We start from the raw sequence: 25,490 nt of genomic DNA, 5'->3' as shown, positions 1-25,490 counted from the left end.
GCGGGGGACGAGAAACGCGGGGGACGAGAAACGCGGGAGGCCCGGCACCCCGAAGGGTGCCGGGCCTCGTCGCTGAGGTGCCTCAGTGGGAGTGGCCGTGGCCGTGGCCCGCCGCGGCCGGCTCCTCCTCTTCCTTCTTCTCGACGACCAGGGTCTCGGTCGTGAGCAGGAGGGAGGCGATGGAGGCGGCGTTCTCCAGGGCGGAGCGGGTGACCTTGACCGGGTCGATGACGCCGGCCTTGATCAGGTCGCCGTACTCGCCGGAGGCGGCGTTGTAGCCGCTGCCCTTCTCGAGCTCGGCCACCTTGGAGACGATGACGTAGCCCTCGAGGCCGGCGTTCTCGGCGATCCAGCGCAGCGGCTCGACGGCGGCGCGGCGGACGACCGCGACACCGGTGGCCTCGTCGCCGGTCTTGTCGAGGTTGCCCTCGAGGACCTTGACGGCGTGGACCAGCGCGGAGCCACCACCGGAGACGATGCCCTCCTCGACCGCGGCGCGGGTCGCGGAGATGGCGTCCTCCAGACGGTGCTTCTTCTCCTTCAGCTCCACCTCGGTGGCGGCGCCGACCTTGATCACGCACACGCCGCCGGCCAGCTTCGCGAGGCGCTCCTGGAGCTTCTCGCGGTCCCAGTCGGAGTCGGTGTTCTCGATCTCGGCCTTGATCTGCGCGACGCGGCCCGCGACGTCCGCCGAGTTGCCGCCGCCGTCGACGATCGTGGTGTCGTCCTTGGTGACGGTCACGCGGCGGGCGGAGCCGAGCACGTCCAGACCGACCTGGTCGATCTTGAGGCCGACCTCCTCGGAGATGACGGTGCCGCCGGTGAGGGTGGCGATGTCCTGGAGCATGGCCTTGCGGCGGTCGCCGAAGCCCGGGGCCTTCACCGCGACGGCGTTGAAGGTGCCGCGGATCTTGTTGACGACCAGGGTCGACAGGGCCTCGCCGTCGACGTCCTCGGCGATGATCAGCAGCGGCTTGGAGGCACCCGACTGGATGACCTTCTCCAGCAGCGGCAGCAGGTCCTGGATGGAGCTGATCTTGCCCTGGTTGATCAGGATGTACGGGTCGTCGAGGACGGCCTCCATACGCTCCTGGTCGGTGACGAAGTACGGCGACAGGTAGCCCTTGTCGAAGGCCATGCCCTCGGTGAAGTCCAGCTCCAGACCGAAGGTGTTGGACTCCTCGACGGTGATGACACCGTCCTTGCCGACCTTGTCCATGGCCTCGGCGATCAGCTCGCCGACCTGCTGGTCCTGGGCGGACAGCGCGGCGACGGCGGCGATGTCGGACTTCTCGTCGATCGGGCGGGCCGAGGCGAGCAGGTCGTCGGAGACGGCCTTGACCGCGGCGTCGATGCCCTTCTTGAGCAGCGCCGGGGAGGCACCGGCGGCGACGTTGCGCAGACCCTCGCGCACCAGGGCCTGGGCCAGCACGGTGGCGGTGGTGGTGCCGTCACCAGCGATGTCGTTGGTCTTGGTCGCCACCTCCTTCACCAGCTGGGCGCCGAGGTTCTCGTACGGGTCCTCGATCTCGACCTCACGGGCGATCGTGACACCGTCGTTGGTGATGGTGGGCGCGCCGAACTTCTTGTCGATGACGACGTTGCGGCCCTTGGGGCCGATCGTCACCTTCACCGTGTCGGCCAGCTTGTTGACGCCGCGCTCGAGGGCGCGACGGGCGTCCTCGTCGAACTTCAGGATCTTCGCCATGACAGCGGGAGCCCTCTCGGAAATCTGTGGGTGAAAAAGGCACTGCGCCCCGGGCGCCCGGCTTCTTGTGTGGTCGCGGGGGCCAGGGGCGCAGCGTCAAGCATCAAAAGTGCTCGAGGTGACTTACTTCTCGATGATCGCGAGGACGTCGCGAGCCGAGAGGACGAGGTACTCCTCGCCGTTGTACTTCACCTCGGTGCCGCCGTACTTGCTGTACAGGACGACGTCGCCGACCTTGACGTCGAGCGGCAGGCGCTCGCCGTTCTCGAAGCGGCCCGGGCCCACGGCGAGGACGGCGCCCTCCTGGGGCTTCTCCTTCGCGGTGTCCGGGATGACCAGGCCAGAGGCGGTGGTCTGCTCGGCGTCGAGCGGCTGGACCACGATGCGGTCCTCGAGCGGCTTGATGGCAACCTTGGAGCTGGTGGTCGTCACGGTCCGACCTCCCCCTTCGGAGATCTCACGGGGTTAACTGTCTGAGGTGGCGACCAGGTGGATCCGTCGTCGCGGGTGCCGGACCTGCCCGTCGCGTAGTTGGCACTCTCATCTGCCGAGTGCCAGAGCCGAGACTATGACCGCGATTAGCACTCGGTCAAGCGGAGTGCCAATGGCGGTGCGGCGCGTCGGCCGGCCCGGGGCGGTGGAGAGCCCCCCAGGTGGGTGCGGTCAGGCCAGGTAGTCCTCGAGGCGGGCCACCGTCAGGCCCTGGCTCTGGGCGTGGCGCAGCAGGCGCGAGGTGCGTTCCGTCAGGCTGGTGCCGGCCTCCTGGCCGGGGCCCACAAGGACGATGTCGCCCGGGGCCAGGTGCCGTGGGCCCCTGCGGTAGTCGATGCCCCCGGAGCCGAGGGCGGCTCGCCACAGGACGACGGCGGAGACGCCGCAGTCGGCGGCGGCGCGCAGGGTGGTGGCGTCGTAGGCGCCGTGGGGCGGCCGCAGGAGGCGGGGGCGGACACCGAAGCGGGAGCCGAGCTTGTCCCGCTGGCCGCAGATCTCGGCGCGCTGCCCGGCGTACGGCAGGCCGGGCAGCGCCGGGTGGTCGAGGGTGTGGTTCTCGATCGCGGCGCCGACCGCGCGCAGTCGGGCGAAGCGGCCGTAGCCGGGGCCCACGACGCTGTCGGTGAGGAAGAGGCTGACCGGCAGACGGAGTTCTCGGACCATGTCGGCGAACCGCGGGTCCCGCTCGACACCGTCGCCGTAGGTGAGGAAGACGACCCGGTCGGTGGTGTCGACACGGTCCACGACCGGGGGCGGGGAGGTGTCCGGCCGGCGGGTACCGAGGGGCCGGGCCGGGTGGCTCGGCGGGGCGGCGAGCGGGGCGGTCAGGCCCCAGCGGCGGTGCGCCGCGCCGGCGGCCGGGCTCGGTGGCCGGGCCCCCTGGGCCGCCCGCTTGCCCAGGCGCTCGATGGGGTCGACGGACTGGGCGCAGCCGGCGAGCAGGAGGGCCGCGGCGAACGCGGCCGCCGGAGCGGTCCGCACCCGGAGCGGGCCGCCCGCCGGCTGCCCCCGGCGCCTCACAGGTAGTCCTCCAGGCGCGCCACGGCGTATCCCTCGCGCGTGACCTTGTCGAGGAACCTGCGCATGTCGTCGACCATCGTGCCGTCCCAGTCGTCGCGGCCGCGGAAGTGGGTGAGCACGATGTCACCGGGGTGCAGGCTGCGGTCCCAGTCGCGGTACTCCCAGTGGTCGACGAAGACCTCCTCGTCCCAGATCGGCGCGTACTTGATGCCGCATGACTTGGCGGCGCGCAGGGTGTCGCCGTTGTAGTTGCCGTAGGGCGGCCGGAAGACGGTGGGCGCCTTGCCGAACTGCTTCTTCATGATGTCCTGCATGCCGCAGATCTCGTCCCGCTGCTGTTCGTAGGAGAGGCCGGGCAGGTACGGGTGGGTGAGGGTGTGGTTGTTGAGGGTGTGGCCCTCGGACTGCATCCGGCGGAAGTAGCCGTAGTCGTCCTTCACCAGGTAGTTGCTGAGGAAGGCCGAGTAGGGGATCTTCAGGTCGCTCATCATGCGCAGGAACGCCGGGTCCTTCTCGGCGCCGTCGTCGATGGTGAGGAAGACGACCTTCTTGCCGGTGGGGACGGTGGTGAAGACCGGGGGCAGGTTCTCCTCCTCCTGACCGTCCACCTCGAAGCCGTCACGCGGGGTGATCTTCGGCTTGACTGCGGGCGGCGCCGGGGCCGCCAGCGGCACCCGGGCCAGGTTCCAGCGCCGGGCGGCGGCGACCAGCCGGGCCTGTTCGGCGGCGCGGCGGGCCTCGGGGCTCAGCGCCTGGGCGGGGCCGCCCCGGCCGGAGTTGTGGCCGGGGCCGGAGTGGGCGCCGGAGCCCTGGTCCGGGGAGCCGCAGCCGGAGACGAAGGCGGCCGAGACGAGTGCGGCCACCCCGCAGCGCAGGGCGATCCCCGGAAGGGACGAACACCTGCCGAGTGAGCACTTTTTGTCATTTTGTACTACTTCTCGCATGGCGTCGGATCCTCGCAGGCCCCGGCGCCGAACCCGGCCCGACACCGCCGCCGGAGGCGCACCATCCACCGACTGGCCCACAATGACCCGGTGAACGACCTCGACCCCCTCCTCACCCCCGAAGGCCGCGCCCTGCTCGACGAGGTGCGCGACACCGACCCCGCGCACGAGCTGGCCGTCGCCACCCGGCTGCGCCGGGACCACCCCGCCGAGCTGGTGTCGGCGGCGCTGGGACAGGCACGGCTGCGGCAGCGGGCGGCGGCGAAGTTCGGGGCCGAGGACGCGGCGCGGATGTTCTTCACCCCGAACGGGGTCGAGCAGTCGACCCGCGCGAGCGTGGCCGCGTACCGCGCGGAGCGGATGAGGGGGCTGGGGGTGACCTCGGTCGCCGATCTGTGCTGCGGGATCGGCGGCGACGCGATCGCGCTGGCGCGGGCCGGGATCCGGGTACTGGCGGTGGACCGCGACCCGCTGACGGCGGCCGCGGCCCGGGCCAACGCCGAGGCCCTGGGGCTCGCCCGGCTGATCGAGGTTCGGGAGGCGGACGTGACCGAGGTGGACACGGACGGCTACGACGCCGTCTTCGTGGACCCCGCCCGGCGCGGCGGCCGCGGCCGAATCTTCGACCCCGAGGCCTACTCGCCGCCGCTGTCCTGGGCCGTCGGAGCGGCCCTGAAGGCACCACGGGCCGCCCTGAAGATCGCGCCCGGCATCCCGCACGAGGCGATCCCGGCCGAGGCGGAGGCCGAGTGGATCTCGGACGGCGGGGACGTGAAGGAGGCGGTGCTCTGGTTCGGCACCGGGGCGCCGGGCACCGTACGGGCCACGCTGCTGCCTGGCCCGCGCACACTGCCCGGCCGGGGCCTGCCCGACCCCGAGGTGCGCCCGGTGGGACGGTACGTGTACGAGCCCGACGGCGCCGTGATCCGCGCCCATCTGGTCGCCGAGGTGGCCGAGGAGGTCGGCGGCGGCCTCGTCGACCCGACCATCGCGTACATCACGGCCGACGCCCTGCACCCGACGCCGTACGCCACCGCCTACGAGATCACCGACCGGCTCCCCTTCAACGTCAAGAAGCTGAAGGCCCTGCTGCGCGAGCGCGAGGTCGGCATCCTGACCGTGAAGAAGCGGGGCTCGGCGGTCGAACCCGAGGAACTGCGCAGGAAGGTCAAGCCCCAGGGCCCGCACTCCGCCACGGTCTTCCTGACCCGGGTGGCGGGGGCGCCGACGATGCTGGTCGGCCACCCGGCGCGCTGAACGCCGTCCGGGCCCTCAGCCGGCCTCGGCGGCCCGGCGCAACAGCAGGGCGCGTTCGCGTTCGTTGCGGGTGAGGGAGGCCGCGCGTTCGAACTCCGCGCGGGCCTCGGCGGTGCGGCCGAGGCGGGACAGCAGGTCGGCGCGGACGCTGGGCAGCAAGTGGTAGTCGCGCAGGGCGGGTTCGGCGGCCAGGGCGTCGACGAGTGCGAGCGCTTCGGCCGGCCCGTCGGCCATCGACACGGCCACGGCGCGGTTCAGTTCGACGACCGGCGACGGGGCGCGGGCGGCGAGCAGGGTGTAGAGGGTGGCGATGGTCCGCCAGTCGGTCTCCGCGTAGGAGTACGCGTGCGCGTGGCAGGCGGCGATGGCCGCCTGGAGGGCGTAGGGGCCGGGTGCGCCGGTGGCGGTGGCGTCGGCGCGGGCGAGGGCCCTGATGCCGCGGGCGATGAGCATGCGGTTCCAGCGGCGCCGGTTCTGGTCCTTCAGCAGGACCGCGGTGCCGTCGGGGGCGGTGCGGGCGGCGGTGCGCGAGGCCTGGAACTCCAGCAGCGCGGTCAGGCCGTGCACCTCCGGTTCCTTCGGCATGAGCCCGGACAGCAGCCGGGCCAGCCGCAGGGCGTCCTCGCACAGCCCGGGGCGCACCAGATCGTCGCCGGCGGTGGCCGCGTAACCCTCGTTGAAGATCAGGTAGATGACGTCCAGGACCGAGCCGAGGCGGGCCTCGCGGTCGGGCCCGTACGGCACCTCGAAGGCGACGTTCCGTGCCGCGAGGGTGCGTTTGGCGCGGACGATCCGCTGGGCGACCGTCGCCTCCGGGACCAGATGGGCGCGGGCGATCTCCGCCGTGGTGAGGCCGCCCAGCAGGCGCAGGGTGAGGGCGATGCGGGCCTCGGGGGACAGCACCGGATGGCAGGTGGTGAAGACGAGCCGCAGCAGGTCGTCGTCGATGTCGTCCGGGTCGGCGGGCTCGGGCGGCGGGGCCGTGTCCGGGAGGTTCCGGCCGATCTCCGCGAGCTTGCGGGCGTAGGTCTCGCGGCGCCGGACCAGGTCGACGGCGCGGTGCCGGGCGGTGGCCATGAGCCAGGCGCCGGGGTTGTCGGGCACGCCGTCCCGGGGCCACCGCTCCAGGGCGGCAACCAGCGCGTCCTGCGCGAGCTCCTCGGCGATGCCGATGTCCCGCACGATCCGGGCGACGCCGGCGACGACGCGCGGGGACTCCAGCCGGAAGACGGTCTCGATGGCGTGTGCCGCGGTGGGCTGTGCTTCCACAGCCCACCATGCAACACCCCCGGGCCGTCCGGGGCCAAGAAGGGGCTCAGCCCTCGGCGATCTCGCGGACCTCGCAGGTGACGGTCCAGAACTCCTCGTGGGTCTTCAGGAAGCGCTTGGTCCACTCCAGGGCCTCGGCCATGTCCTTGCACTGCATGAGCGCGTAGCCGCCGACGACCTCCTTGGACTCGGTGAAGGGCCCGTCGGTGACGGAGATCTTCCCGCCCTCCCAGCGCACCCGGGCGCCCTGGGCGGAGGGGGTGAGTCCGGCGGTGTCGAGCATCACGCCGGCCTTGGTGATCTCCTCGATCAGCTCACCCATCCGCTGCATCAGTTCCTCGCTGGGGCCCTCGGCGGGGGCGGAGGCCTCGTCGATGCGCACGAGCGACAGGTAGCGGGGCATGGTGACTCCTCGGGTCGGGCGACGGGGCCGTTCCCCGCCGCTCACCCATGCGTCGAACGGGAGCCGGCCGGATCGACAGCCGCGCGGAAATTTCCCGGAGAATTTTTTCCCGGCCGTCTGTTGTGGTTCAGATGCCAGTGGGCCCAGGCCGCGGTGGCCGAGCCGAGCACCAGGGCGCCGGCGAGGAGCAGGCCGGCGGCCCTCAGTGCGCCGGGCCGCCGGCCCCTTCGTCCGCCTTCGTCGCCGTTCTCGTCCTGTCCGGTCACGGAAGGAACGTAGATCCGGATTGTCAGCGGACTGTCAGCGGAAACCGTGAGAGTCGGTTCTCCGGGGAAATTCTCATCCGAGGCTCACCGTGGGCACCGGATTGCTCCCGCTCCAGGAGGCGTTGAACCCGAAGGTCACCGAACCTCCGTCCGGCACCGAGCCGTTGTACGAGGCGTTCGCGCACGACACCGCCGTGCCGGACTGGGTGCAGGTGGCGTTCCAGGCCTGGGTGATCCGCTGGCCCGCGCCGTAGGTCCAGTTCACCTTCCAGGAGGGCAGCGAGGCACCGGAGCAGGAGACCCTCACCTGGCCGGTGAAGCCGCTGTCCCACTGGCTGGTCACGCTGTAGGCGGCCGAGCAGGCACCGGCCGGTGGCGGTTCGCTCGTGCCGCCGCCCCCGCCCAGCGCCTCGGCGATGCCGTAGTACGCCGGTTTCGGCCGGTAGTTCTCGTCGTACGGCGTCGCCGCCCCGTAGCCGGGGAAGGTGCTCGGCACCCACGAGTCGGAGTCGGTGAAGCCCCACGCCGTGACGTTGACGCACCGGGTCACGGCCGCGCAGGCGGCCACCACGGACTTGAAGTCGGCCGCCTGCTGGGCCAGTTTCGCGCTGTCGGCGGGCAGGGACATCCGGACGTCCAGTTCGGTGACGGCCACGTCCACGCCGAGGTCGGCGAAGCGCTGGATGTTCTGCTGGAGCGTGGCCGGCACCTGGCCGAGGATCAGATGGGCCTGGAGGCCGACGCCGTCGATCGGCACGCCCTGCTGCTTGAGGCTCCTGACCAGGTTGTACAGGGCGGTGGACTTCGCGTTCACGCCCTCGACGTTGTAGTCGTTGACGTACAGCTTCGCGTCCGGGTCGGCCGCGTGCGCCCAGGTCAGGGCGTTGGCGATGTAGCCGGAGCCGAGGCCGTCGTACCAGATCGTCGAGCGGTAGCCGCCGTCCTCGTCGAAGGGCTCGTTGACCACGTCCCAGACGGACACCTTGCCCTTGTAGCGGCCGACCTCGGTGCTGATGTGGTTCTGCAGCAGGGTGCCGAGCTGGGCCGGGGTCCAGCTCCCGCTGGTCAGCCAGCTTGGGTTCTGGCTGTGCCAGACCAGGGTGTGGCCGCGCACCTGCTGGCCGTGGGCCTGGGCGAAGGCCACGATCCGGTCGGCCTCGCTCCAGTCGAAGCTGCCCCGGGAGGGCTCGACAGAGCCCCACTTCATGGCGTTGCCCGGGGTGAGCGAGCCGAACTGCGTCCCGGTGATGTCCGCGTAGGCGCCGGTGAGCTTGGAGCCGGTGACCGCGGTGCCGATGACCTTGCCCTTCGCCGCGGCGAGGTCGCGCAGCGGCGGGTCGGCGGCGCGGGCGGTACCGGTACCGGCCGTGAACAGGGCCGCGGCGGCGACCAGGGCGGCCAGACAGGCGCGTAAGGGAGTTCTGGAGGTTCTCATGGCGGGGGGCCTCCGAAAGTTTCGGTCGTGCAACCGATTGACTTCGGAGGAGTGTGGGGGCGCACGCCCCACCCGTCAATACGTCAACTTCCGGCCACTCACGTCACCCTGTGGCCGGGGCCGCGGTACTGCTGCGCACCACCAGGCTGGTCGCCAGCTCCACCCGGGTCGCCGCCCGCTCGCCCTCCGCGCGGCCCAGCTCCAGCACCAGCCGGGCCGCGGCCTCGGCCATCTCGGTCAGCGGCTGGCGCACGGTCGTCAGCGGCGGCCCCACCCAGCGGGCCACCGGCAGATCGTCGAAGCCCACCACACTGAGGTCCTCCGGGATGCGCAGCCCCAGCTCGCGCGCGGCCTCGAACAGACCGAGCGCCTGCAGGTCGTTGCCCGCGAAGACGGCGGTGGGCCGGTCCGGGCGGCGCAGCAGCTCCAGGCCCAGCCGGTAGCCGGCGTCGTGGTGGAAGTCGCCGGTCACGACGAGCGAGGGGTCGACCGGCAGCCCCGCCGTCTCCAGCGCGGCCCGGTAGCCGTCGACGCGGGCCCGGCTGCACATCATCCGGGAGGGGCCGCTGATGGCGCCGATCCGGCTGTGGCCGAGCTCCACCAGGTGGCGCGTGGCGGCGAGGCCGCCCTGCCAGTTGGTGGCGCCGATCGAGGGCACGTCCGGACCCGGGTCGCCCGCCGGGTCCATCACCACGAACGGGATGGACCGGCTGGTCAGCAGCGCGCGCTGGGACTCGTCGAGGCCGGACAGCACCAGGACCACGCCGTGCGGACGGCGGGCGGCCACCTGGTCGGCCCAGGTGCGGCCCGGGGTGAGCCGCCCCGCCGACTCGGACAGCACCACGCTCAGGCCCGCGTCCCGGGCCACGTTCTCCACACCCCGGATGACCTCCATCGCCCAGGCGCTCTCCAGCTCGTGGAAGACGAGGTCGATCAGGGGGGAACGGGAGGCCTCGGCGCGCCGGCGCCGGTAGCCGTAGGCGCGCAGCAGCTCCTCGACACGGGTGCGGGTCGCCGGGGCCACGTCGGCGCGGCCGTTGAGGACCTTCGAAACAGTCGGAGCGGAGACCCCGGCCTCCCGGGCGATTTCGGCGAGGGTCGCCGTCTGCGTTTCTGCGGGCTTCGAAGGCTTCATGCCCGCGATCGTATCCCTGCGGGACCTCTTGACGAAGGTGTTCTCCCGCCATAGGTTTCCGGAACATTCGAAGCATTGCCCGAAACATTCGGCAGCGGAGTCAAGAGTCCGACCGCCCGAGAGCCCGAGAGTGTGCCGACGAACGGGGTACCGCCCGGCGTCCCGACCCTTCCGACGGGAGTTCCATGACCACCGCTCCTTGGCGCGACCCCGCCCTGCCCGCCGCCGCGCGCGTCGACGACCTGCTCTCCCGCATGACCCTGGAGGAGAAGACCGCCCAGCTCTACGGGGTGTGGGTGGGCGCCGCCACGGACGGCGACGGGGTCGCCCCGCTGCAGCGCGAGATGACCGCCGACTACGACTGGGACGAGCTGATCACCCGTGGCCTCGGCCAGTTGACCCGCTCCTTCGGCACCGCCCCCGTGGACCCGGCGCTGGGCGCGCAGGCACTGGCCCGTGCCCAGCGCCGCATCGCCGGGGCGAGCCGCTTCGGCATCCCGGCGGTCGCCCACGAGGAGTGCCTGGCGGGCTTCACGGCCTGGGGCGCGACCGCGTACCCGGTACCGCTGGCCTGGGGTGCGTCCTTCGACCCGGCGCTCGTCGCCGAGCTGGGCCGGCACATCGGCCGCGACCTGCGCTCGGTCGGCGTCCACCAGGGCCTCGCCCCCGTGCTGGACGTGGTCCGCGACCCGCGCTGGGGCCGGGTGGAGGAGACGATCGGCGAGGACCCCTACCTGGTCGGTACGGTCGGCGCGGCCTATGTGCGCGGCCTGGAGTCGGCCGGGGTGGTCGCCACACTCAAGCACTTCGCCGGGTACGCCTCCTCGGTGGGCGCCCGCAACCTCGCCCCCGTACGGGCGGGCGTACGGGAGTTCGCGGACGTGACCCTGCCGCCGTTCGAGATGGCGCTGCGCGAGGGCGGGGCGCGCTCGGTGATGGCCTCCTACACCGAGACCGACGGCGTCCCGGTCTCCGCCGACCCCCAACTGCTCGACGAACTCCTGCGAGGCGAATGGGGGTTCACCGGCACGGTGGTCGCCGACTACTTCGGCATCGGCTTCCTGCGGAGCCAGCACCGGGTCGCGGAGGACGAGGCCGGCGCGGCGCACCTGGCCCTCGCGGCGGGCATCGACGTCGAACTGCCGACCCTGAAGTGCTACGGCACCCCGCTCGTCACGGCCGTACGGGCGGGCCGGGTCCCGGAGTCGCTGGTGGACCGCGCGGCCCGCCGGGTCCTGCTGCAGAAGTGCGAGCTGGGCCTGCTGGACGAGGACTGGCGGCCGGAGCCGGACGGCCCCGTCGACCTGGACTCGGCCCGCAACCGGGCCCTGGCCGGCCGGCTGGCGGAGGAGTCGGTGGTCCTGCTCGACAACCCCGACGGGCTGCTTCCACTGGCCCCCGACACCCGGATCGCGGTGGTGGGCCCCCGCGCGGCGGACGCCCTGGCCATGCTCGGCTGCTACTCCTTCCCCTCCCATGTGCTCCCCCACCACCCCGAGGTCCCGCTCGGCGTCTCGATCCCGACGGTCCTGGACGCCCTGCGCGCCGAACTCCCGGACGCCAAGGTGACGTTCGCCGAGGGCTGCGGGGTCTCCGATCCGGACACCGCGGGCTTCGCGGAGGCGGTGGCCCGGGCGGCGGAGGCGGATGTGTGCGTGGCGGTCCTCGGCGACCGCGCGGGCCTGTTCGGCCGAGGCACCTCCGGCGAGGGCTGCGACGTGGCGGACCTGCGGCTGCCGGGTGTCCAGGGCGAGTTGCTGGACGCGTTGGTCGCCACCGGCGTACCCGTCGTCCTGGTCCTGCTCACCGGCCGCCCGTACGCGCTGGGCCGCTGGCACGGCCGGGTCGGCGCGGCCGTCCAGGCCTTCTTCCCCGGCGAGGAGGGCGGCCCGGCCCTCGCGGGCGTCCTGTCCGGCCGGGTGAACCCCTCGGGGCGGCTCCCGGTGAGCGTCCCGCGCGCGCCCGGCGGCCAGCCCTGGACCTATCTCCAGCCCCCGCTGGGCCTGGCCGGCGAGGTCAGCAACCTGGACCCGACCCCGCTGTACCCCTTCGGCCACGGCCGCTCGTACACGACGTTCGCCTGGGAGGACTTCACCGGAGACGATGTCGCGGAGATCGGCACGGACGGCTCGTACGACCTCTCGCTGACCGTCCGCAACACCGGTGACCGCACGGGAGCCGAGGTCGTCCAGCTCTATCTGCACGACCCGGTGGCGTCGGTGACCCGCCCGGACGTCCGGCTGACCGGCTACCGGCGGCTGGAGCTGTCACCCGGCGAGTCCCGCAGGCTGACCTTCCGCTTCCACGCCGACCTGTCGTCCTTCACCGACCGCACGGGCGCCCGCGTGGTGGAGCCCGGCGCGCTGGAGTTGCGGCTCGGACCGTCCAGCGCGGAGGTACGGCACACCGCCCGGCTGCGGCTGACCGGTCCGGTGCGGGTGGTCGGGCCCGAGCGGATGCTGCGCTGCGAGGTGGAGGTGGACGGCACGCAGTGAACGCGAACACCCCGCCACCGGATGACCGGTGGCGGGGTGTCGGATGGAGCGCCGGGCAGGCCTTGCACCTGCATCTCCCCACAGGAAGTGGGGCGTCTTTCCTTGGACCACCAACGCACTGCGTCCGGACCGGGTTTCCGGCCGTTCGCGTGTGATGATCATAGCGCGAGAAGCGGCCCGCGCGCCACCTCAGCGTTCCGCTTCCCCGTCCACCGGCTCGAACCGCCACCGGTGGACCGCCCGCGTCACCAGGGTGCCGTCCGGTTCGGGCAGTTCCGGGAGCTCGGCGTCGTACGGCGCGTCCCACCAGGTGATGACCAGTACCCGGTCCTGCGGGGCCCGGAAGGTCTCCCGGCGCAGCGGCTCCCGCGCGAGGTCCTGCGCACGTACCCACTCCAGCAGTTCCGCGCCCCGGCCGCCGGCGGCCCGGGCCTCCCACATCAGGGCGACCGTCACGAGTACAGGTTCTCCGTGCCGGCCTCGTGCGCATGGGCGTGGCTCTGCCCCGGCACGTGCGGGTCGGTCACCGGCAGCGAGGAGTCGGCGGACAGGTCCCAGTCGGAGGCGGCGCGATTGCGGGAGACCATCTCGGCGCCGAGGGCCGCGACCATCGCGCCGTTGTCCGTGCACAGCTTGGGACGCGGGACGCGCAGCCGGATCCCGGCCGCCTCACAGCGCTCCTGGGCGAGGACGCGCAGCCGGGAGTTGGCCGCGACACCGCCGCCGATCATCAGGTGGTCGACCCCCTGGTCCTTGCAGGCGCGGACGGCCTTGCGGGTCAGCACGTCGACCACGGCCTCCTGGAAGGACGCGGCCACGTCACGGACCGGGACCTCCTCGCCGGCCGCGCGCCTGGCCTCGATCCAGCGGGCCACGGCGGTCTTCAGTCCGGAGAAGGAGAAGTCGTACGCGGGGTCGCGCGGGCCGGTCAGACCGCGCGGGAAGGCGATCGCCGCCGGGTCGCCCTCACGGGCGTAGCGGTCGATGACCGGGCCGCCGGGGAAGCCCAGGTTCAGCACTCGGGCGATCTTGTCGAAGGCCTCACCGGCCGCGTCGTCGATGGTGGCGCCCATGGGGCGGACGTCGGAGGTGATGTCCTCGGACAGCAGCAGGGAGGAGTGGCCGCCGGAGACCAGCAGGGCCATGGTCGGCTCGGGCAGCGGGCCGTGCTCCAACTGGTCCACACAGATGTGCGAGGCCAGGTGGTTGACGCCGTACAGGGGCTTGCCCAGGGCGTAGGCGTAGGCCTTGGCCGCCGAGACGCCGACGAGCAGGGCGCCGGCGAGCCCCGGGCCCGCGGTGACCGCGATGCCGTCGAGGTCCTTCGCGGTGACGCCCGCCTCCTTCAGCGCGCGGTCGATGGTCGGGACCATCGCCTCCAGGTGCGCCCGGGACGCCACCTCGGGCACGACGCCGCCGAAGCGGGCGTGCTCGTCGACGCTGGAGGCGACGGCGTCCGCCAGCAGGGTGGTGCCGCGGACGATGCCGACGCCGGTCTCGTCGCAGGATGTCTCGATGCCGAGGACGAGAGGTTCGTCAGCCATTGATCTCGGTTCCTTGTACTGGGGGGGAGTCCGCGGCGGGGCCGCTGTCGGATGCTGTGGTCAGGCGCATCACCAGGGCGTCGACGTTCCCCGGCTGGTAGTAGCCGCGTCTGAAGCCGATGGGCACGAAGCCGAAGCGCTCGTAGAGCTTCTGGGCGGGGACGTTGTCGACCCGGCACTCGAGCAGGACCTCGGCGCACTCGAAGGCGGTGGCCGCCTTCAGCAGCTCGGTCAGCAGCCGGCCGCCGAGGCCGGTGCCCTGGTGGGAGCGGGCGACGGCGATGGTCTGGACGTCGCCGAGATCGCCCGAGGCCGCGAGGCCCGCGTACCCGACGATCCGGCCGTCCTCCTCGGCCACGAGGTACCGCCGGTTGGCCTCGGCGCCCCGGGAGTGGGCCAGCTCGGACCAGAACATGCCCCTCGACCAGGCGTCGTCGGGGAACAGGTCCCGCTCCAGCCCGAGGACCGGGTCGATGTCCCACCAGCGCATCTCACGCAGTCGAGGCTCCGTCACTTCGGGGTGACCACCTTGTAGTTCTTGGGGACCTGCGCGTCGGGACGGCGCAGGTACAGCGGGCGCGGCGCCGGCAGTTCCTCGCCCGCTGCCAGCTTCTCGGCGGCCAGCGCGGCGAGGGCGGCGGCGGACACGTGCTCCGGTTCGTGGGCGCTCGGGAACGTGTCCGGGTAGAGCAGCGCGCCGGCGCCGACCGCGGGCAGCCCGGCGACCCGCTCGGCGATGTCGGCGGGGCGGTCGACGGCCGGGCCGGTCAGGCGGGTGCGGGAGTCGGCGTAGGTCGCCCAGTAGACCTCCTTGCGCCGGGCGTCGGTCGCCACCACGAAGGGGCCCTTCTCGATGTCGGCGGCGTAGGCGAGGCCGTCCAGGGTGCACACGCCGTACACCGGGACGCCGATCGCGAGACCGAAGGTGTCGGCGGTCATCAGGCCGACCCGCAGACCGGTGTAGGGGCCGGGTCCGGTACCGACGACGATCCCGGTGACGGCCTCCAGCTTGAACCCGGCCTCGGCGAGCACCCGGTCGACGGCCGGCAGCAGCAGCTCTCCGTGCCGGCGGGCGTCCACCTGGCTCGACGACGCGATGACGTCCGTTCCGTCGTGCAGCGCGACGGTGACGGCGGGGGTGGCGGTATCCAGAGCGAGCAAGAGCACGCGAACAGCCTACGGCGCCCGCGCCGCTCGCATCGCCGTCCCGGTGCGGCGGTGACCGACTGCTACGGTTCGTACGAAGTACGACATATGGCACGAAACAGAGGTGGGCGCGCGTGGCAGGGACCAGCTCGGGGATCGTGGCCGGCCTCACCGCGGCGGCCATCGGTGTCGTCGGATTCCTCGCCTACCAGGCACAGGCGACCGTTCCGCCGAAGCTGAGCGGCAGGCCGGGGCCGAACGCGGCGTCCGCCGGGACGGCCGGGAAGGCACCCCGCGACCGGCTCCACCCGGGCGCCCTGCCGGGCGGTTCCGGAACGGGTGAACGGGTGGTGTACTCGGTGGACGACGACCGGGTCTGGCTGGTCGACGACCACAACCGGGTGCAGCGCAGCTTCGGGGTGAACCCCGGCACCGTGGACCCGCCGGCGGGCAGGTACTGGGTCACGTCCCGCTCGAACGCGGTCACCGGGACGGACGGCCTGCCCATCGAGCACGTCGTGCGGTTCACCAGCGTGGACGGGGTGGTGATCGGCTTCAGCGCGGCGGTGCGCGGCGGGGCCGCCTTCACCGGTGACGGGGTGAAGACCGGCGGCATCCGGGAGCGGCGCGAGGACGGCGACGCGATGTGGAAATTCGCCACGATCGGCGTACCGGTGGTGGTGATCCGCTGACGGCGCCGCCGGGGGCGACCGGTACCGAGGCCGGGAGACACGCGGCCCGGCGCCCGCGGGGACCCGCCCGAAGCCGCGCCGCAGGCTGCCGCTAGGCGGCCTGGCGCCGCTCCGGCCCCACCGGGTGTTCCGGCCTGGACGGCGCCGGCTCGCCCGGCGGCCGGGAGACCGCGCGGGCGGCCTCGCACGACGCCAGCAGTTCACGCATCGACACCCCGCCGAACACGGGCGGCTCGACCGGCTGCTCCGTGGGCCGAGAAGCGGACATGGACGCCTCCTGAAGTGCGGGGGCGGGCGCGGTTAGGTATGCCTAACCGCGAGCGGGACACCATGTGACCACGCCCGGGACATCCTGCGCAATATGTTACCGACGCCTTGTCGGAAAGTGGCCTCGGTCAGGCCGCCAGCGTGCCCAGATCCGCGCTCGCCCACCGCTCCCCGAGCCCGGTGACCGTCACCTGCCGGACCTCGTCGGTCGTGTCGCCGACGGCCCGGTGGATGACGACCTGGAGCCGGTCCTCGGTCAGCTCCTCGACCTTGCCCTCACCCCACTCCACGACGATCACCGAGTCGGGCAGGGAGACGTCGAGGTCGAGGTCCTCCATCTCGTCGAGGCCGCCGGAGAGCCGGTAGGCGTCCACGTGGACGAGCGGCGGCCCGTCGCCGAGGGAGGGGTGCACCCGGGCGATCACGAAGGTCGGCGAGGTGACCGCGCCGCGCACGTCGAGCCCCTCACCGAGCCCGCGGGTCAGCGTCGTCTTGCCCGCGCCCAGCTCGCCGCTGAGCATCACCAGGTCACCCGAGCGCAGCAGCTTGGCCAGGCGGCGGCCCAGCTCCCGCATCTGCTCGGGAGAGGTGACGGTCAGCCGGATCTCAGCGGGGTCGTGCGGTACTGCTGGTGCTGCTGGCTGTTCCATAGCCACTTACGGTAGCCCCTGCGGGCACGGCACCCGCGCGGGTGAGCAGGTCGGCCAGGCGGTCGGTGACCACTTCCGGGTGCTCCAGCATCACCAGGTGCCCGGCGTCCGGCACGAGCACCAGTTCGGCGTCCGGGAGGAGGTCGGCGATGGCCTCGCTGTGCTCGCTGGGCGTGACCAGGTCCTGCACACCGGCCAGCACCAGCACCGGGAGGTCCCGGAAGCAGAGCAGCGCCTCGGCCTTGTCGTGCTCGGTGAAGGCCGGATAGAACTCGGCAACCACGTCGATCGGCGTCGACTCGATCATCCGTTCGGCGAACCGCTCCACAGCGGGGTCGACGTCCCGGGAGGCGAACGAGTACCGCTTGATGACCCCGGCGAACAGGTCGGCGGTGGCCCGACGCCCCTTCTCCACCAGTTCCGCCTGCTGCCCGAGCGCCCTCAGCACCCCGGGGAGTATCCGGCGCACCGCGTTGACGCCGGCCACGGGCAGCCCGAAGTTGACCTCGCCGAGCCGCCCGGAGGAGGTGCCGATGAGGGCGGTGGCCACGACCCGGTCGCGGATCAGCTCCGGGAAGTGGGCGGCCAGCGCCATGATGGTCATCCCGCCCATGGAGTGCCCGACCAGCACGATGGGCCCGTCCGGCACGGCCGCGTCGAGGACCGCCTTCAGATCGCGGCCGAGCTGGTCGATGGTGAGAGGTACGCCGTCCTGGCTCTGGGCCACCCCGCGTCCGGACCGGCCGTGGCTGCGCTGGTCCCAGTGCACGGTGCGCACGACCCCGCGCAGGGCCGCCCGCTGGAAGTGCCAGGAGTCCTGGCTGAGGCAGTAGCCGTGGCAGAAGACGACGGTGACGGGGGCGGGGGCCTTGCGGCCGAAGAGCCTGCGACGGCGCGGGGAGACGTTCGGGCCCGGGTCGGGGTCCACGTCGTCGACCTCGTAGTACAGCTCGGTGCCGTCGTCGGCGTAGGCCTTGCCCGGGGTGCCGCGCAGGGTGCCGTAGGGGCCGGCCGAGTCCAGCACGAGCCGGGCCCGGCGGCGCATCCCGCGGCCCACGGTCATCCGCTCGACGGCCACCCCGGCGGCCGCGCCCGCGGCCAGGACGCCTATCGCGGCACCGGCGATGCCGGTCGTCCGGCGCCAGTTGCCGGCCGCCCCCGCGGCGGAGGCGGCGACGGCCGCCGAGGCGACGGCGTCCACCAGGGCCTCCGCACTGCTCTCGCTCACTTCCGCTCCTCTTCGCCGGACTGCAGTTCGCTGGGTGGGTGAAACGGGTGGTGCCGGGATGGTACGGGTGGTGCCGGTGTTGTCCGTGTTACCAGTGGCGGCAGGTGTAACCGGGCATGAATGTCCGCCCCCCTCAAGGGATTACCCCTCCTGGTGCCCGTTCACATGGACGCGGGGAACACGCGTTCCGATCCGGGTGACGATCTCGTACGCGATCGTGCCGCAGGCCTGCGCCCAGTCCTCGGCGGTGGGCTCACCGCGGTCTCCGGGACCGAACAGCACCGCCTCCGCCCCGGCCTCGGGCTCGTCCCCGCCGAGGTCCACCACGAACTGGTCCATGGCCACCCGCCCCGCGACGGTCCGCCACTTGCCGTCCACCAGCACCGGTCCGGTGCCGGAGGCGTGCCGGGGGATGCCGTCCGCGTAGCCGACGGGGACCAGGCCGAGGGTGGTCGCGCCCGGGGTGACGTAGTGGTGGCCGTAGCTGACGCCGTGTCCGGCCGGGACGTGCTTGACCAGCGCCAGCGACGCGCTCAGCGTCATCACCGGGCGCAGGCCGAAGTCCGCCGGGGTGCCGATCTCCGGGCTGGGCGAGATGCCGTACATGGCGATGCCCGGACGGACGAGGTCGAAGTGGGTCTCCGGAAGGGTCAGCGTGGCCGGGGAGTTGGCGATGTGCCGCACCTCGGGCCGCACGCCCCGTTCCTCGGCGTACGCCACCATCTCCCGGAACCGGGTGAGCTGGGCGGCGATGGACGGATGCCCGGGCTCGTCGGCGCAGGCGAAGTGCGACCACAGACCGGTGACCCGGAGCAGGCCCTCGCGTTCGGCCCGCAGGGCCTCGCCGACCAGCTCGGGCCAGTCATCGGGCTGGCAGCCGTTGCGCCCGAGCCCGGTGTCGGCCTTGAGCTGGACACGCGCGGGCCGGCCCGCCTGCCGGGCGGCCTCGGTGACCTCGCGCAGCGCCCACATCCCGCTGAGGGAGACGTCGATGTCCGCCTCGACCGCCTGCCGCCAGGGCCCGCCGGGCACCCAGAGCCAGCACAGGACGCGGACGTCCAGACCGGCGGCGCGCAGCGCGAGCGCCTCCTCCGGCGTGGCCGTGCCGAGCCAGGTCGCGCCCGCCTCGACGGCGGCGCGGGCACACGGCAGCGCCCCGTGGCCGTACGCGTCGGACTTGACGACGGCCATCAGGGCCGCGCCCTCCGCACGGGCGCGCAGGGCCCGCACATTGGCACGCAGGGCGGCCAGATCGATCTCGGCCCGGGCCCGCAGAGGCGCGGTCGGCTCAGCAACAGTCTCACTCATGGCGCCCCCAGTGTCTCAGAGGACCGCGGCGGCCCCCGGGCGCACCGGCCGAAGGACCGTCGCAGGGTGCCCGCGCGGACGCCGCGGCGAAGACACGGCGGCCGCGTGGAGGTCGCCGCACGAGTCTTGCGGCGACCTCGGCGGCAGGTGTAGCAATGGCGCACGGAAAACTTGAACATTGTTCAAGTTCCTGGCGTGTTCGTCACTTCGCGTTCGTACCCCCCACCGAGCCGAGGAGCAGCAGATGACCACGGAACGCCCTGCCCGCAGCCGGCGTACCGTCCTCGCGGCCGGAGCCCTGACCGGCCTCGGCCTGGCGGGCGCCCAGTTGGCCGGCCCGAGCCCGGCCGGCGCCGCGACCGCCGACGGCACCTCGTCCGCGGGTGACACCCCGTCCGGCGGTGACACCGCCTACCTCGTCGGGCGGGGCGTCGCCGACGCCACCGGCGAGGTCGCCGAGGTCGGCATGATGGGCTACGGCCGGTTCGACCAGCAGGCCGCCGGGCTGCACACCCGGTTGCGGGCCCGCGGGTTCGTGGTGGTGGACCGGGCCACCGGCCGGCGCGTCATGCTGATCGTCGCGGACTCGCCGATGATCTTCGAGAGCGTGCACCAGGAGGTGCTGCGGCGTCTCGCCGCGAGGTACGGCGACCTCTACACCGAGCAGAACGTGCTCATCACCGCCACCCACACCCACGCCGGCCCCGGCGGCTACTCGCACCATCTGCTGTACAACGCGACCACGTTCGGGTTCCACCGCAAGACCTTCGACGCCGTGGCGGACGGTCTCGTCGAGGCCGCCCGGCGCGCCCACGACGATCTGGCACCGTCCGGCCTGGTCCTCAGCCACGGGACCCTGACCGGAGCCAGCGCCAACCGCTCCCGGGTGGCCTTCGACCGCAACCCGAAGGCCGACCGTGACCACTTCCCGGACGCCGTCGACCCGCACACCACGCTGCTGCGGGTGGAGCGGGCCGGCCGGGCGGTGGGCGCCATCAACTGGTTCCCGGTGCACGGCACCAGCATGTCCGGGGACAACCGCCTGATCAGCGCGGACAACAAGGGGTTCGCCGCCTACCACTGGGAGCGGGAGGTCAACGGCGTCGACTACCTGGCCGACGGCTCCCCGGCGTTCGTCTCGGCATTCGCCCAGACCAACAGCGGCGACATGTCCCCCAACCTCGACCTGGAGCCCCCGACCACGCCGGAGGACTTCGCCCACACCCACGCCAGCGGGCTCCGGCAGTACGAGGCCGCCGCGGCGCAGTTGCACCAGCCGGGCGTCAGACTGTCCGGCCCGGTGGACTCCCGGCTGGTCCACATCGACCTCTCCGACGTCACGGTGGGCCCCGAGTTCACCGGTGACGGGCGGACCCACCGGACCTCGAAGCCCTGCATCGGCGCCTCCATGGCCGCCGGGAGCATGGAGGACGGGCCGGCCTTCCCCGGATTCGAGGAGGGCGAGAACCCCTTCTGGGACGCGGTGTCCGACTCCGTCGTCTACACCGTCTCGCCGGAGCTGAAGGAGGCACAGGCGCCGAAGGACGTCCTCGTGCCCATCGGTGAGATGAACCGCGTCTACCCGTGGGTGCAGGAGCGGGTGCCGGTGATGCTGGTGCGCATCGGCCGGCTGTACCTCGTCGGCATCCCGGGCGAGGTCACCATCTGCGCGGGGCTGCGGCTGCGGCGCACGGTCGCCGCGATCGTCGGCGCCGACCTCGAGGACGTGCTGGTCGCCGGATACGCCAACTCGTACTTCCACTACCTGACCACCCCCGAGGAGTACGACTCCCAGCAGTACGAGGGCGGCAGCACCCTGTTCGGCCGCTGGCAGCTCCCGGCGCTCCAGCAGACGGCGGCCGCTCTCGCCACCGCGCTCCGCGACGGCGCCCAGGTGCCCGCCGGCCCCAAGGCACCGGACCTGTCCGGCAAGGCCCTGTCCCTGCAGCCCGGCGTGGTGCTGGACGCGCCGCCGGTCCTCAAGTCGTTCGGGGACGTGCTGGAGACACCCCAGGACGGCTACCAGGCCGGCGACCGGGCCCGGGTCGTCTTCGCCGGCGCCCACCCGGGCAACGACCTGCACCGGGGCGACACGTACCTGGAGATCCAGCGGCAGGACTCCGGCGGGACCTGGCACCGGATCGCCGACGACGGCGACTGGGCGACCAGGTTCCACTGGGAGCGCTACGGCGTCGCCGCCTCCAAGGTCACCATCACCTGGGACATCCCGCAGGGCACCACCCCCGGCACGTACCGGATCGTGTACCACGGCGACGCGCGGAACCTGCTCGGCACCATCACCCCGATCACCGGTAAGTCACCCGCTTTCACAGTGCGTTGACCCACAGCCGGCGAGGGGCCCGGCCCGCCTCCCCCACGGTGTGCCGGACCCTCGTCCGCCCGGCTGTGCTCAGCCCAGGGCGTCGCGGACGTCCCGCCACGCCTCGGGCAGCCGCTCCGCGATGTCGTGCGCCCCGGCCGGCGCCCCGGAGGCGGCGAACCGCCCGGCCAGCCCGTGCAGATACGCCGCCGCGCTCCCCGCGTCCAGTGCGGACAGCCCGGAGGCAAGCAGCGACCCGGCGAGCCCCGACAGCACATCACCGCTCCCGGCGGTGGCCAGCCAGCCCGTGCCCGTGGCGTTCACCCGCACCGCGCCGCCCCGCGGGTCGGCGACCAGCGTCGTCGACCCCTTCAGCAGCACGGTCGCCCGGTACACCGCCGCCAGCTCCCGCACCGCGGCCAGCCGGGCTCCCTCGACCTCCTCCCGGCGCACCCCGAGCAGCGCCGCCGCCTCCCCCGCGTGCGGGGTCATGAGCGTCGGCGCCGTACGCCCGCGCACCGCGTCCCGCTCCGCCAGCCGCAGCCCGTCGGCGTCGAGCAGCACCGGCACATCGGCGTCCAGCACCTCCGCCACGGTCGCCGCGTCGTCCCCGGCACCGGGCCCGACGACCCACGCCTGCACCCGGCCCGCCTTCGCCGGGCCCCGGTCGGACACGAGCGTCTCCGGGAACCGGGCGATCACCGCGTCCGCGGCGGGCCCGACGTACCGCACGGCACCGGCCCCGCCGCGCAGCGCCCCGGAGACGGCCAGCACGGCGGCCCCCGGATAGCGTGCCGACCCTGCGGCGATCCCGACCACGCCCCGCCGGTACTTGTCGCTCTCCGCCGCCGGGCGCGGCAACAGCCGGGCCACGTCCGCGTGTTGCAGCGCCTCCAGCTCGGCGACGGGCGGCAGGCCGAGCCCGATGCCGACCAGCCGCACGGTTCCGGCGTACTCGCGCGCCGGGTCGATCAGCAGCCCCGGCTTGTGCGTGCCGAAGGTGACGGTGAGGTCGGCCCGGACCGCCGCGCCCCGCACCTCCCCGGTGTCGGCCTCCACACCGCTCGGCAGGTCCACCGCGACGACGGCGGCCCCCGACCGCTCGACCGCGTCGGCCAGTGCCCCGGCCTCCGGCCGCAGCCCGCCCTTGCCACCGATGCCGACGATGCCGTCCACCACGAGGTCGGCCCGCGCGATGAGGCCCTCGGCGCGGCCGGGCACCGTGACGGAGCCGCCCGCCCTGCGCAGCGCCGCGAGACCGCCCGGGTGGGTTCGCTCGGGCGGCGCCAGCAGTACGGCCGTGACGCCGGCGCCCCGCCGTGCCAGCCGGGCACCCGCGTACAACGCGTCCCCGCCGTTGTCCCCGCTCCCGACCAGCAGCACCACCCGACGGCCGTAGACCCGCCCGAGCAGGTCGGCGCAGGCGGCGGCCAGCCCCGCGGCGGCCCGCTGCATCAGCGCGCCCTCCGGAAGCCGCGCCATCAGCTCCCGCTCGGCCGCCCTCACCGTCTCCACGCTGTACGCAGTACGCATGGCTTCGAGTCTGCCCCGGAAAGGCCACCCGCCACACCCGGGGCCTGGCGGAGCCACCCGCGGCGCTCAGCCCTCGGCGACCACCACGGCCGAGGCGATCCCGGCGTCGTGGCTGAGCGACACATGCCAGGAGCGCACGCCGAGTTCCGCCGCCTTCGCGGCGACGGTCCCCTTCACCCGCAGCCGCGGCTGCCCGCTGTCCTCGACGTACACCTCGGCGTCGGTCCAGTGCAGCCCCGGCGGCGCGCCCAGCGCCTTGGCCAGCGCCTCCTTGGCGGCGAACCGTGCCGCGAGGGACGCGATGCCGCGCCGCTCCCCGCTGGGCAGCAGCAACTCACTGTCGACGAACAGCCGATCGGCCAGCCCAGGCGTCCGATCCAGCGACGCCCGGAACCGATCGATCTCGGCGACGTCGATACCGACCCCGATGATGCTCATGGGCAGACCCTATGGCGCGCGGGTGCGCGGCCGTGGGCAGGTCACTCCACCGTGACGGACTTCGCCAGGTTCCGCGGCTGGTCGACCTCGTTGCCCCGGGCCGTGGCCAGCTCGCAGGCGAAGACCTGGAGCGGCACCGTGGCCACCAGCGGCTGCAGCAGGGTGGGCGTGGCCGGGATGCGGATCAGGTGGTCGGCGTAGGGCACCACGGCCTCGTCGCCCTCCTCGGCGATCACGATGGTCCGTGCCCCGCGCGCCCGGATCTCCTGGATGTTGGAGACGATCTTGTCGTAGAGCACCGACCGGCCGCGCGGCGACGGAACGACCACCACCACGGGCAGGTCCTCCTCGATCAGGGCGATCGGGCCGTGCTTCAGCTCGCCCGCCGCGAAGCCCTCGGCGTGCATGTAGGCGAGTTCCTTGAGCTTGAGCGCCCCCTCCAGGGCGACCGGATAGCCCACGTGCCGGCCCAGGAACAGCACCGTGTTCTTGCCGGCCAGCGACCGGGCGAGCGCCCGTACCGGCTCCATGGTCTCCAGCACCTGCTCGACCGCGCCGGCGATGTGGGACAGGTCCTTGATGACGGCGCTGATCTCGTCGCCCCACTTGGTGCCGCGCACCTGGCCCAGGTACAGGGCCACCAGGTAGCACGCCACGAGCTGGGTCAGGAACGCCTTGGTGGAGGCGACGGCCACCTCCGGCCCGGCGTGGGTGTACAGCACCGCGTCCGACTCACGCGGGATCGTCGAGCCGTTGGTGTTGCAGATCGCCAGCACCTTGGAGCCCTGCTCGCGTGCGTGCCGCAGCGCCATCAGGGTGTCCATGGTCTCGCCGGACTGCGAGATGGCGATGACCAGGGAGCGCCCGTCGAGGATGGGGTCGCGGTAGCGGAACTCGCTCGCCAGCTCCACCTCGCACGGGATGCGCGTCCAGTGCTCGATGGCGTACTTGGCGATCAGGCCGGCGTGGAAGGCCGTACCGCAGGCGACGATGACGACCTTGTCCACCTCGCGCAGCTCCGACGGCGTGATCCGGACCTCGTCCAGCGTCAGCGAACCGGCCGCGTCGATGCGCCCGAGCAGTGTGTCGGCGACCGCCTTGGGCTGCTCGGCGATCTCCTTGAGCATGAAGTAGTCGTAGCCGCCCTTCTCCGCGGCCGACGCGTCCCAGTCCACGTGGTACGAACGCACCTCGGCGGGACGGCCGTCGAAGCCCGTCACCGTGACACCGTCCCGGCGCAGCTCCACCACCTGGTCCTGGCCCAGCTCGATCGCCGAGCGGGTGTGCTCGATGAACGCGGCGACGTCGGAGGCCAGGAACACCTCGCCCTCGCCGACACCCACCACCAGCGGCGAGTTGCGGCGGGCGCCCACGACCACGTCCGGCGCGTCGGCGTGCACCGCGACCAGAGTGAAGGCGCCGTCCAGGCGCCGGCACACCAGCCGCATGGCCTCGGCGAGATCGGCGCAGGACGAGAACTCCTCCGCCAGCAGGTGCGCGACGACCTCGGTGTCCGTCTCGGACGCGAGCTCGTGCCCGCGCTCGGCCAGCTCGGCGCGCAGCGCCGCGAAGTTCTCGATGATGCCGTTGTGCACGACGGCGACCCGGCCCGCGTTGTCGAGGTGCGGGTGCGCGTTCGCGTCCGTGGGACCGCCGTGGGTGGCCCAGCGCGTGTGGCCGATACCCGTCGTACCCGCCGGCAGTGGCCGGTCGACGAGCTCCTTCTCCAGGTTCACCAGCTTCCCGGCCTTCTTCCCCGCGGCCAGCCCGCCGTCCGCGAGCACGGCGACACCCGCCGAGTCGTAACCCCGGTACTCCAGCCGCTTCAGCCCGGCCATCACGACATCGAGCGCCGACTGCGACCCCACGTATCCCACGATTCCGCACATGTGCCGCAGCCTACGGGCGACCGGCCCCCCGAAAGAGCCGCCGCGTGCCCG

Annotated in this window: 24 protein-coding genes; 4 read left to right on the top strand and 20 right to left on the bottom strand. The window is 73.1% G+C overall.

Annotated elements, in window-relative coordinates; genetic code table 11:
- Nucleotides 1-82 precede the first annotated feature (82 nt).
- The 4 genes from groL to ACZ6B1_RS09520 all read right to left on the bottom strand — a co-directional run bounded on the left by groL (nt 83) and on the right by ACZ6B1_RS09520 (nt 4,164).
- Nucleotides 83-1,708 (bottom strand): chaperonin GroEL, encoded by a 1,626-nt coding sequence (groL, locus tag ACZ6B1_RS09535; protein ID WP_468776464.1) that lies wholly within the window; start codon nt 1,706-1,708, stop codon nt 83-85.
- Between the two features lie 123 nt (nt 1,709-1,831).
- Nucleotides 1,832-2,140 carry a co-chaperone GroES gene (groES, locus tag ACZ6B1_RS09530; protein ID WP_020132158.1) on the bottom strand — a complete coding sequence of 103 codons (309 nt, stop codon included), beginning with the start codon at nt 2,138-2,140 and terminating at the stop codon, nt 1,832-1,834.
- Nucleotides 2,141-2,371: 231 nt separating this feature from the next.
- Nucleotides 2,372-3,220 (bottom strand): polysaccharide deacetylase family protein, encoded by an 849-nt coding sequence (locus ACZ6B1_RS09525; RefSeq protein WP_468776462.1) that lies wholly within the window; start codon nt 3,218-3,220, stop codon nt 2,372-2,374.
- Nucleotides 3,217-4,164, bottom strand: a complete 948-nt coding sequence (locus ACZ6B1_RS09520; RefSeq protein WP_468776460.1) for a polysaccharide deacetylase family protein — start codon at nt 4,162-4,164, stop codon at nt 3,217-3,219. Before ACZ6B1_RS09520 ends, ACZ6B1_RS09525 begins: the two co-directional genes overlap by 4 nt.
- Nucleotides 4,165-4,254: 90 nt before the next feature.
- Between ACZ6B1_RS09520 and ACZ6B1_RS09515 the strand changes: the two genes are divergently transcribed.
- Nucleotides 4,255-5,421, top strand: coding sequence for a class I SAM-dependent methyltransferase (locus ACZ6B1_RS09515; RefSeq protein WP_468776458.1), 1,167 nt, complete (start codon nt 4,255-4,257; stop codon nt 5,419-5,421).
- 15 nt (nt 5,422-5,436) lie between these two features.
- Here the strand turns inward: ACZ6B1_RS09515 and ACZ6B1_RS09510 are convergent, their stop codons facing one another.
- From ACZ6B1_RS09510 to ACZ6B1_RS09490, 5 genes are all read right to left on the bottom strand, one after another.
- On the bottom strand, nt 5,437-6,690 hold the full coding sequence (locus ACZ6B1_RS09510; RefSeq protein WP_468776457.1) for an RNA polymerase sigma factor: 1,254 nt from the start codon (nt 6,688-6,690) through the stop codon (nt 5,437-5,439).
- Between the two features lie 46 nt (nt 6,691-6,736).
- On the bottom strand, nt 6,737-7,093 hold the full coding sequence (locus tag ACZ6B1_RS09505) for a YciI family protein (RefSeq protein WP_358935446.1): 357 nt from the start codon (nt 7,091-7,093) through the stop codon (nt 6,737-6,739).
- A 41-nt stretch (nt 7,094-7,134) separates the two neighbouring features.
- The gene (locus ACZ6B1_RS09500; protein ID WP_468776455.1) at nt 7,135-7,359 is read right to left on the bottom strand and encodes a hypothetical protein; all 225 of its coding nucleotides are present in this window, start codon (nt 7,357-7,359) and stop codon (nt 7,135-7,137) included.
- A 73-nt stretch (nt 7,360-7,432) separates the two neighbouring features.
- A complete protein-coding gene (locus tag ACZ6B1_RS09495; RefSeq protein ID WP_468776453.1) occupies nt 7,433-8,794 on the bottom strand; it encodes a glycoside hydrolase family 10 protein in 1,362 nt (453 codons plus the stop codon).
- Nucleotides 8,795-8,897: 103 nt separating this feature from the next.
- Nucleotides 8,898-9,929, bottom strand: coding sequence for a LacI family DNA-binding transcriptional regulator (locus ACZ6B1_RS09490; protein WP_468776451.1), 1,032 nt, complete (start codon nt 9,927-9,929; stop codon nt 8,898-8,900).
- Nucleotides 9,930-10,114: 185 nt separating this feature from the next.
- On the opposite strand from ACZ6B1_RS09490, the gene ACZ6B1_RS09485 reads away from it, so the two are divergent.
- Nucleotides 10,115-12,424: a beta-xylosidase/alpha-l-arabinosidase gene (locus tag ACZ6B1_RS09485; protein WP_468776449.1), complete on the top strand. Its 2,310-nt coding sequence runs from the start codon at nt 10,115-10,117 to the stop codon at nt 12,422-12,424.
- A 189-nt stretch (nt 12,425-12,613) separates the two neighbouring features.
- Here ACZ6B1_RS09485 and ACZ6B1_RS09480 read toward each other — a convergent pair whose 3' ends face one another.
- Genes ACZ6B1_RS09480 through tsaB form a run of 4 tightly spaced genes read right to left on the bottom strand, consistent with a single transcriptional unit; the run spans nt 12,614 to nt 15,135 of the window.
- A complete protein-coding gene (locus tag ACZ6B1_RS09480) occupies nt 12,614-12,880 on the bottom strand; it encodes a hypothetical protein (RefSeq protein ID WP_468776448.1) in 267 nt (88 codons plus the stop codon).
- Entirely contained in the window at nt 12,877-13,968 is a 1,092-nt protein-coding gene (gene tsaD, locus ACZ6B1_RS09475) for a tRNA (adenosine(37)-N6)-threonylcarbamoyltransferase complex transferase subunit TsaD (protein ID WP_451208090.1), read from the bottom strand. Before tsaD ends, ACZ6B1_RS09480 begins: the two co-directional genes overlap by 4 nt.
- A complete protein-coding gene (rimI, locus tag ACZ6B1_RS09470) occupies nt 13,961-14,458 on the bottom strand; it encodes a ribosomal protein S18-alanine N-acetyltransferase (protein ID WP_468777456.1) in 498 nt (165 codons plus the stop codon). Before rimI ends, tsaD begins: the two co-directional genes overlap by 8 nt.
- Before the next feature lie 20 nt (nt 14,459-14,478).
- Nucleotides 14,479-15,135, bottom strand: coding sequence for a tRNA (adenosine(37)-N6)-threonylcarbamoyltransferase complex dimerization subunit type 1 TsaB (gene tsaB / locus ACZ6B1_RS09465; protein WP_468776446.1), 657 nt, complete (start codon nt 15,133-15,135; stop codon nt 14,479-14,481).
- Nucleotides 15,136-15,248: 113 nt separating this feature from the next.
- Here tsaB and ACZ6B1_RS09460 point away from each other — a divergent pair, with 113 nt between their 5' ends.
- Nucleotides 15,249-15,806 carry a hypothetical protein gene (locus ACZ6B1_RS09460; protein WP_468776445.1) on the top strand — a complete coding sequence of 186 codons (558 nt, stop codon included), beginning with the start codon at nt 15,249-15,251 and terminating at the stop codon, nt 15,804-15,806.
- 91 nt (nt 15,807-15,897) lie between these two features.
- Here ACZ6B1_RS09460 and ACZ6B1_RS09455 read toward each other — a convergent pair whose 3' ends face one another.
- The 4 genes from ACZ6B1_RS09455 to alr all read right to left on the bottom strand — a co-directional run bounded on the left by ACZ6B1_RS09455 (nt 15,898) and on the right by alr (nt 19,259).
- Entirely contained in the window at nt 15,898-16,074 is a 177-nt protein-coding gene (locus ACZ6B1_RS09455; RefSeq protein ID WP_468776443.1) for a hypothetical protein, read from the bottom strand.
- A 127-nt stretch (nt 16,075-16,201) separates the two neighbouring features.
- Nucleotides 16,202-16,723 carry a tRNA (adenosine(37)-N6)-threonylcarbamoyltransferase complex ATPase subunit type 1 TsaE gene (gene tsaE / locus ACZ6B1_RS09450; RefSeq protein WP_468776441.1) on the bottom strand — a complete coding sequence of 174 codons (522 nt, stop codon included), beginning with the start codon at nt 16,721-16,723 and terminating at the stop codon, nt 16,202-16,204.
- On the bottom strand, nt 16,680-17,951 hold the full coding sequence (locus ACZ6B1_RS09445) for an alpha/beta fold hydrolase (RefSeq protein WP_468776439.1): 1,272 nt from the start codon (nt 17,949-17,951) through the stop codon (nt 16,680-16,682). Before ACZ6B1_RS09445 ends, tsaE begins: the two co-directional genes overlap by 44 nt.
- 141 nt (nt 17,952-18,092) lie before the next feature.
- Entirely contained in the window at nt 18,093-19,259 is a 1,167-nt protein-coding gene (gene alr, locus ACZ6B1_RS09440; protein WP_468776437.1) for an alanine racemase, read from the bottom strand.
- A gap of 244 nt (nt 19,260-19,503) precedes the next feature.
- Here alr and ACZ6B1_RS09435 point away from each other — a divergent pair, with 244 nt between their 5' ends.
- Nucleotides 19,504-21,600, top strand: a complete 2,097-nt coding sequence (locus ACZ6B1_RS09435; protein ID WP_468776435.1) for a neutral/alkaline ceramidase — start codon at nt 19,504-19,506, stop codon at nt 21,598-21,600.
- A gap of 69 nt (nt 21,601-21,669) precedes the next feature.
- Here ACZ6B1_RS09435 and ACZ6B1_RS09430 read toward each other — a convergent pair whose 3' ends face one another.
- The 3 genes from ACZ6B1_RS09430 to glmS form a co-directional block, all read right to left on the bottom strand.
- A complete protein-coding gene (locus ACZ6B1_RS09430) occupies nt 21,670-23,112 on the bottom strand; it encodes an NAD(P)H-hydrate dehydratase (protein ID WP_468776434.1) in 1,443 nt (480 codons plus the stop codon).
- A 66-nt stretch (nt 23,113-23,178) separates the two neighbouring features.
- Nucleotides 23,179-23,550 (bottom strand): holo-ACP synthase, encoded by a 372-nt coding sequence (locus tag ACZ6B1_RS09425; RefSeq protein WP_143627861.1) that lies wholly within the window; start codon nt 23,548-23,550, stop codon nt 23,179-23,181.
- A gap of 41 nt (nt 23,551-23,591) precedes the next feature.
- The gene (gene glmS / locus ACZ6B1_RS09420; protein WP_468776433.1) at nt 23,592-25,439 is read right to left on the bottom strand and encodes a glutamine--fructose-6-phosphate transaminase (isomerizing); all 1,848 of its coding nucleotides are present in this window, start codon (nt 25,437-25,439) and stop codon (nt 23,592-23,594) included.
- Nucleotides 25,440-25,490 lie beyond the last annotated feature (51 nt).

The sequence above is a fragment of the Streptomyces sp. NPDC041129 genome (assembly GCF_055592265.1).
Note: the sequence above shows the minus strand (reverse complement) of the source record. Positions and strands in the feature narration are given on the sequence as shown.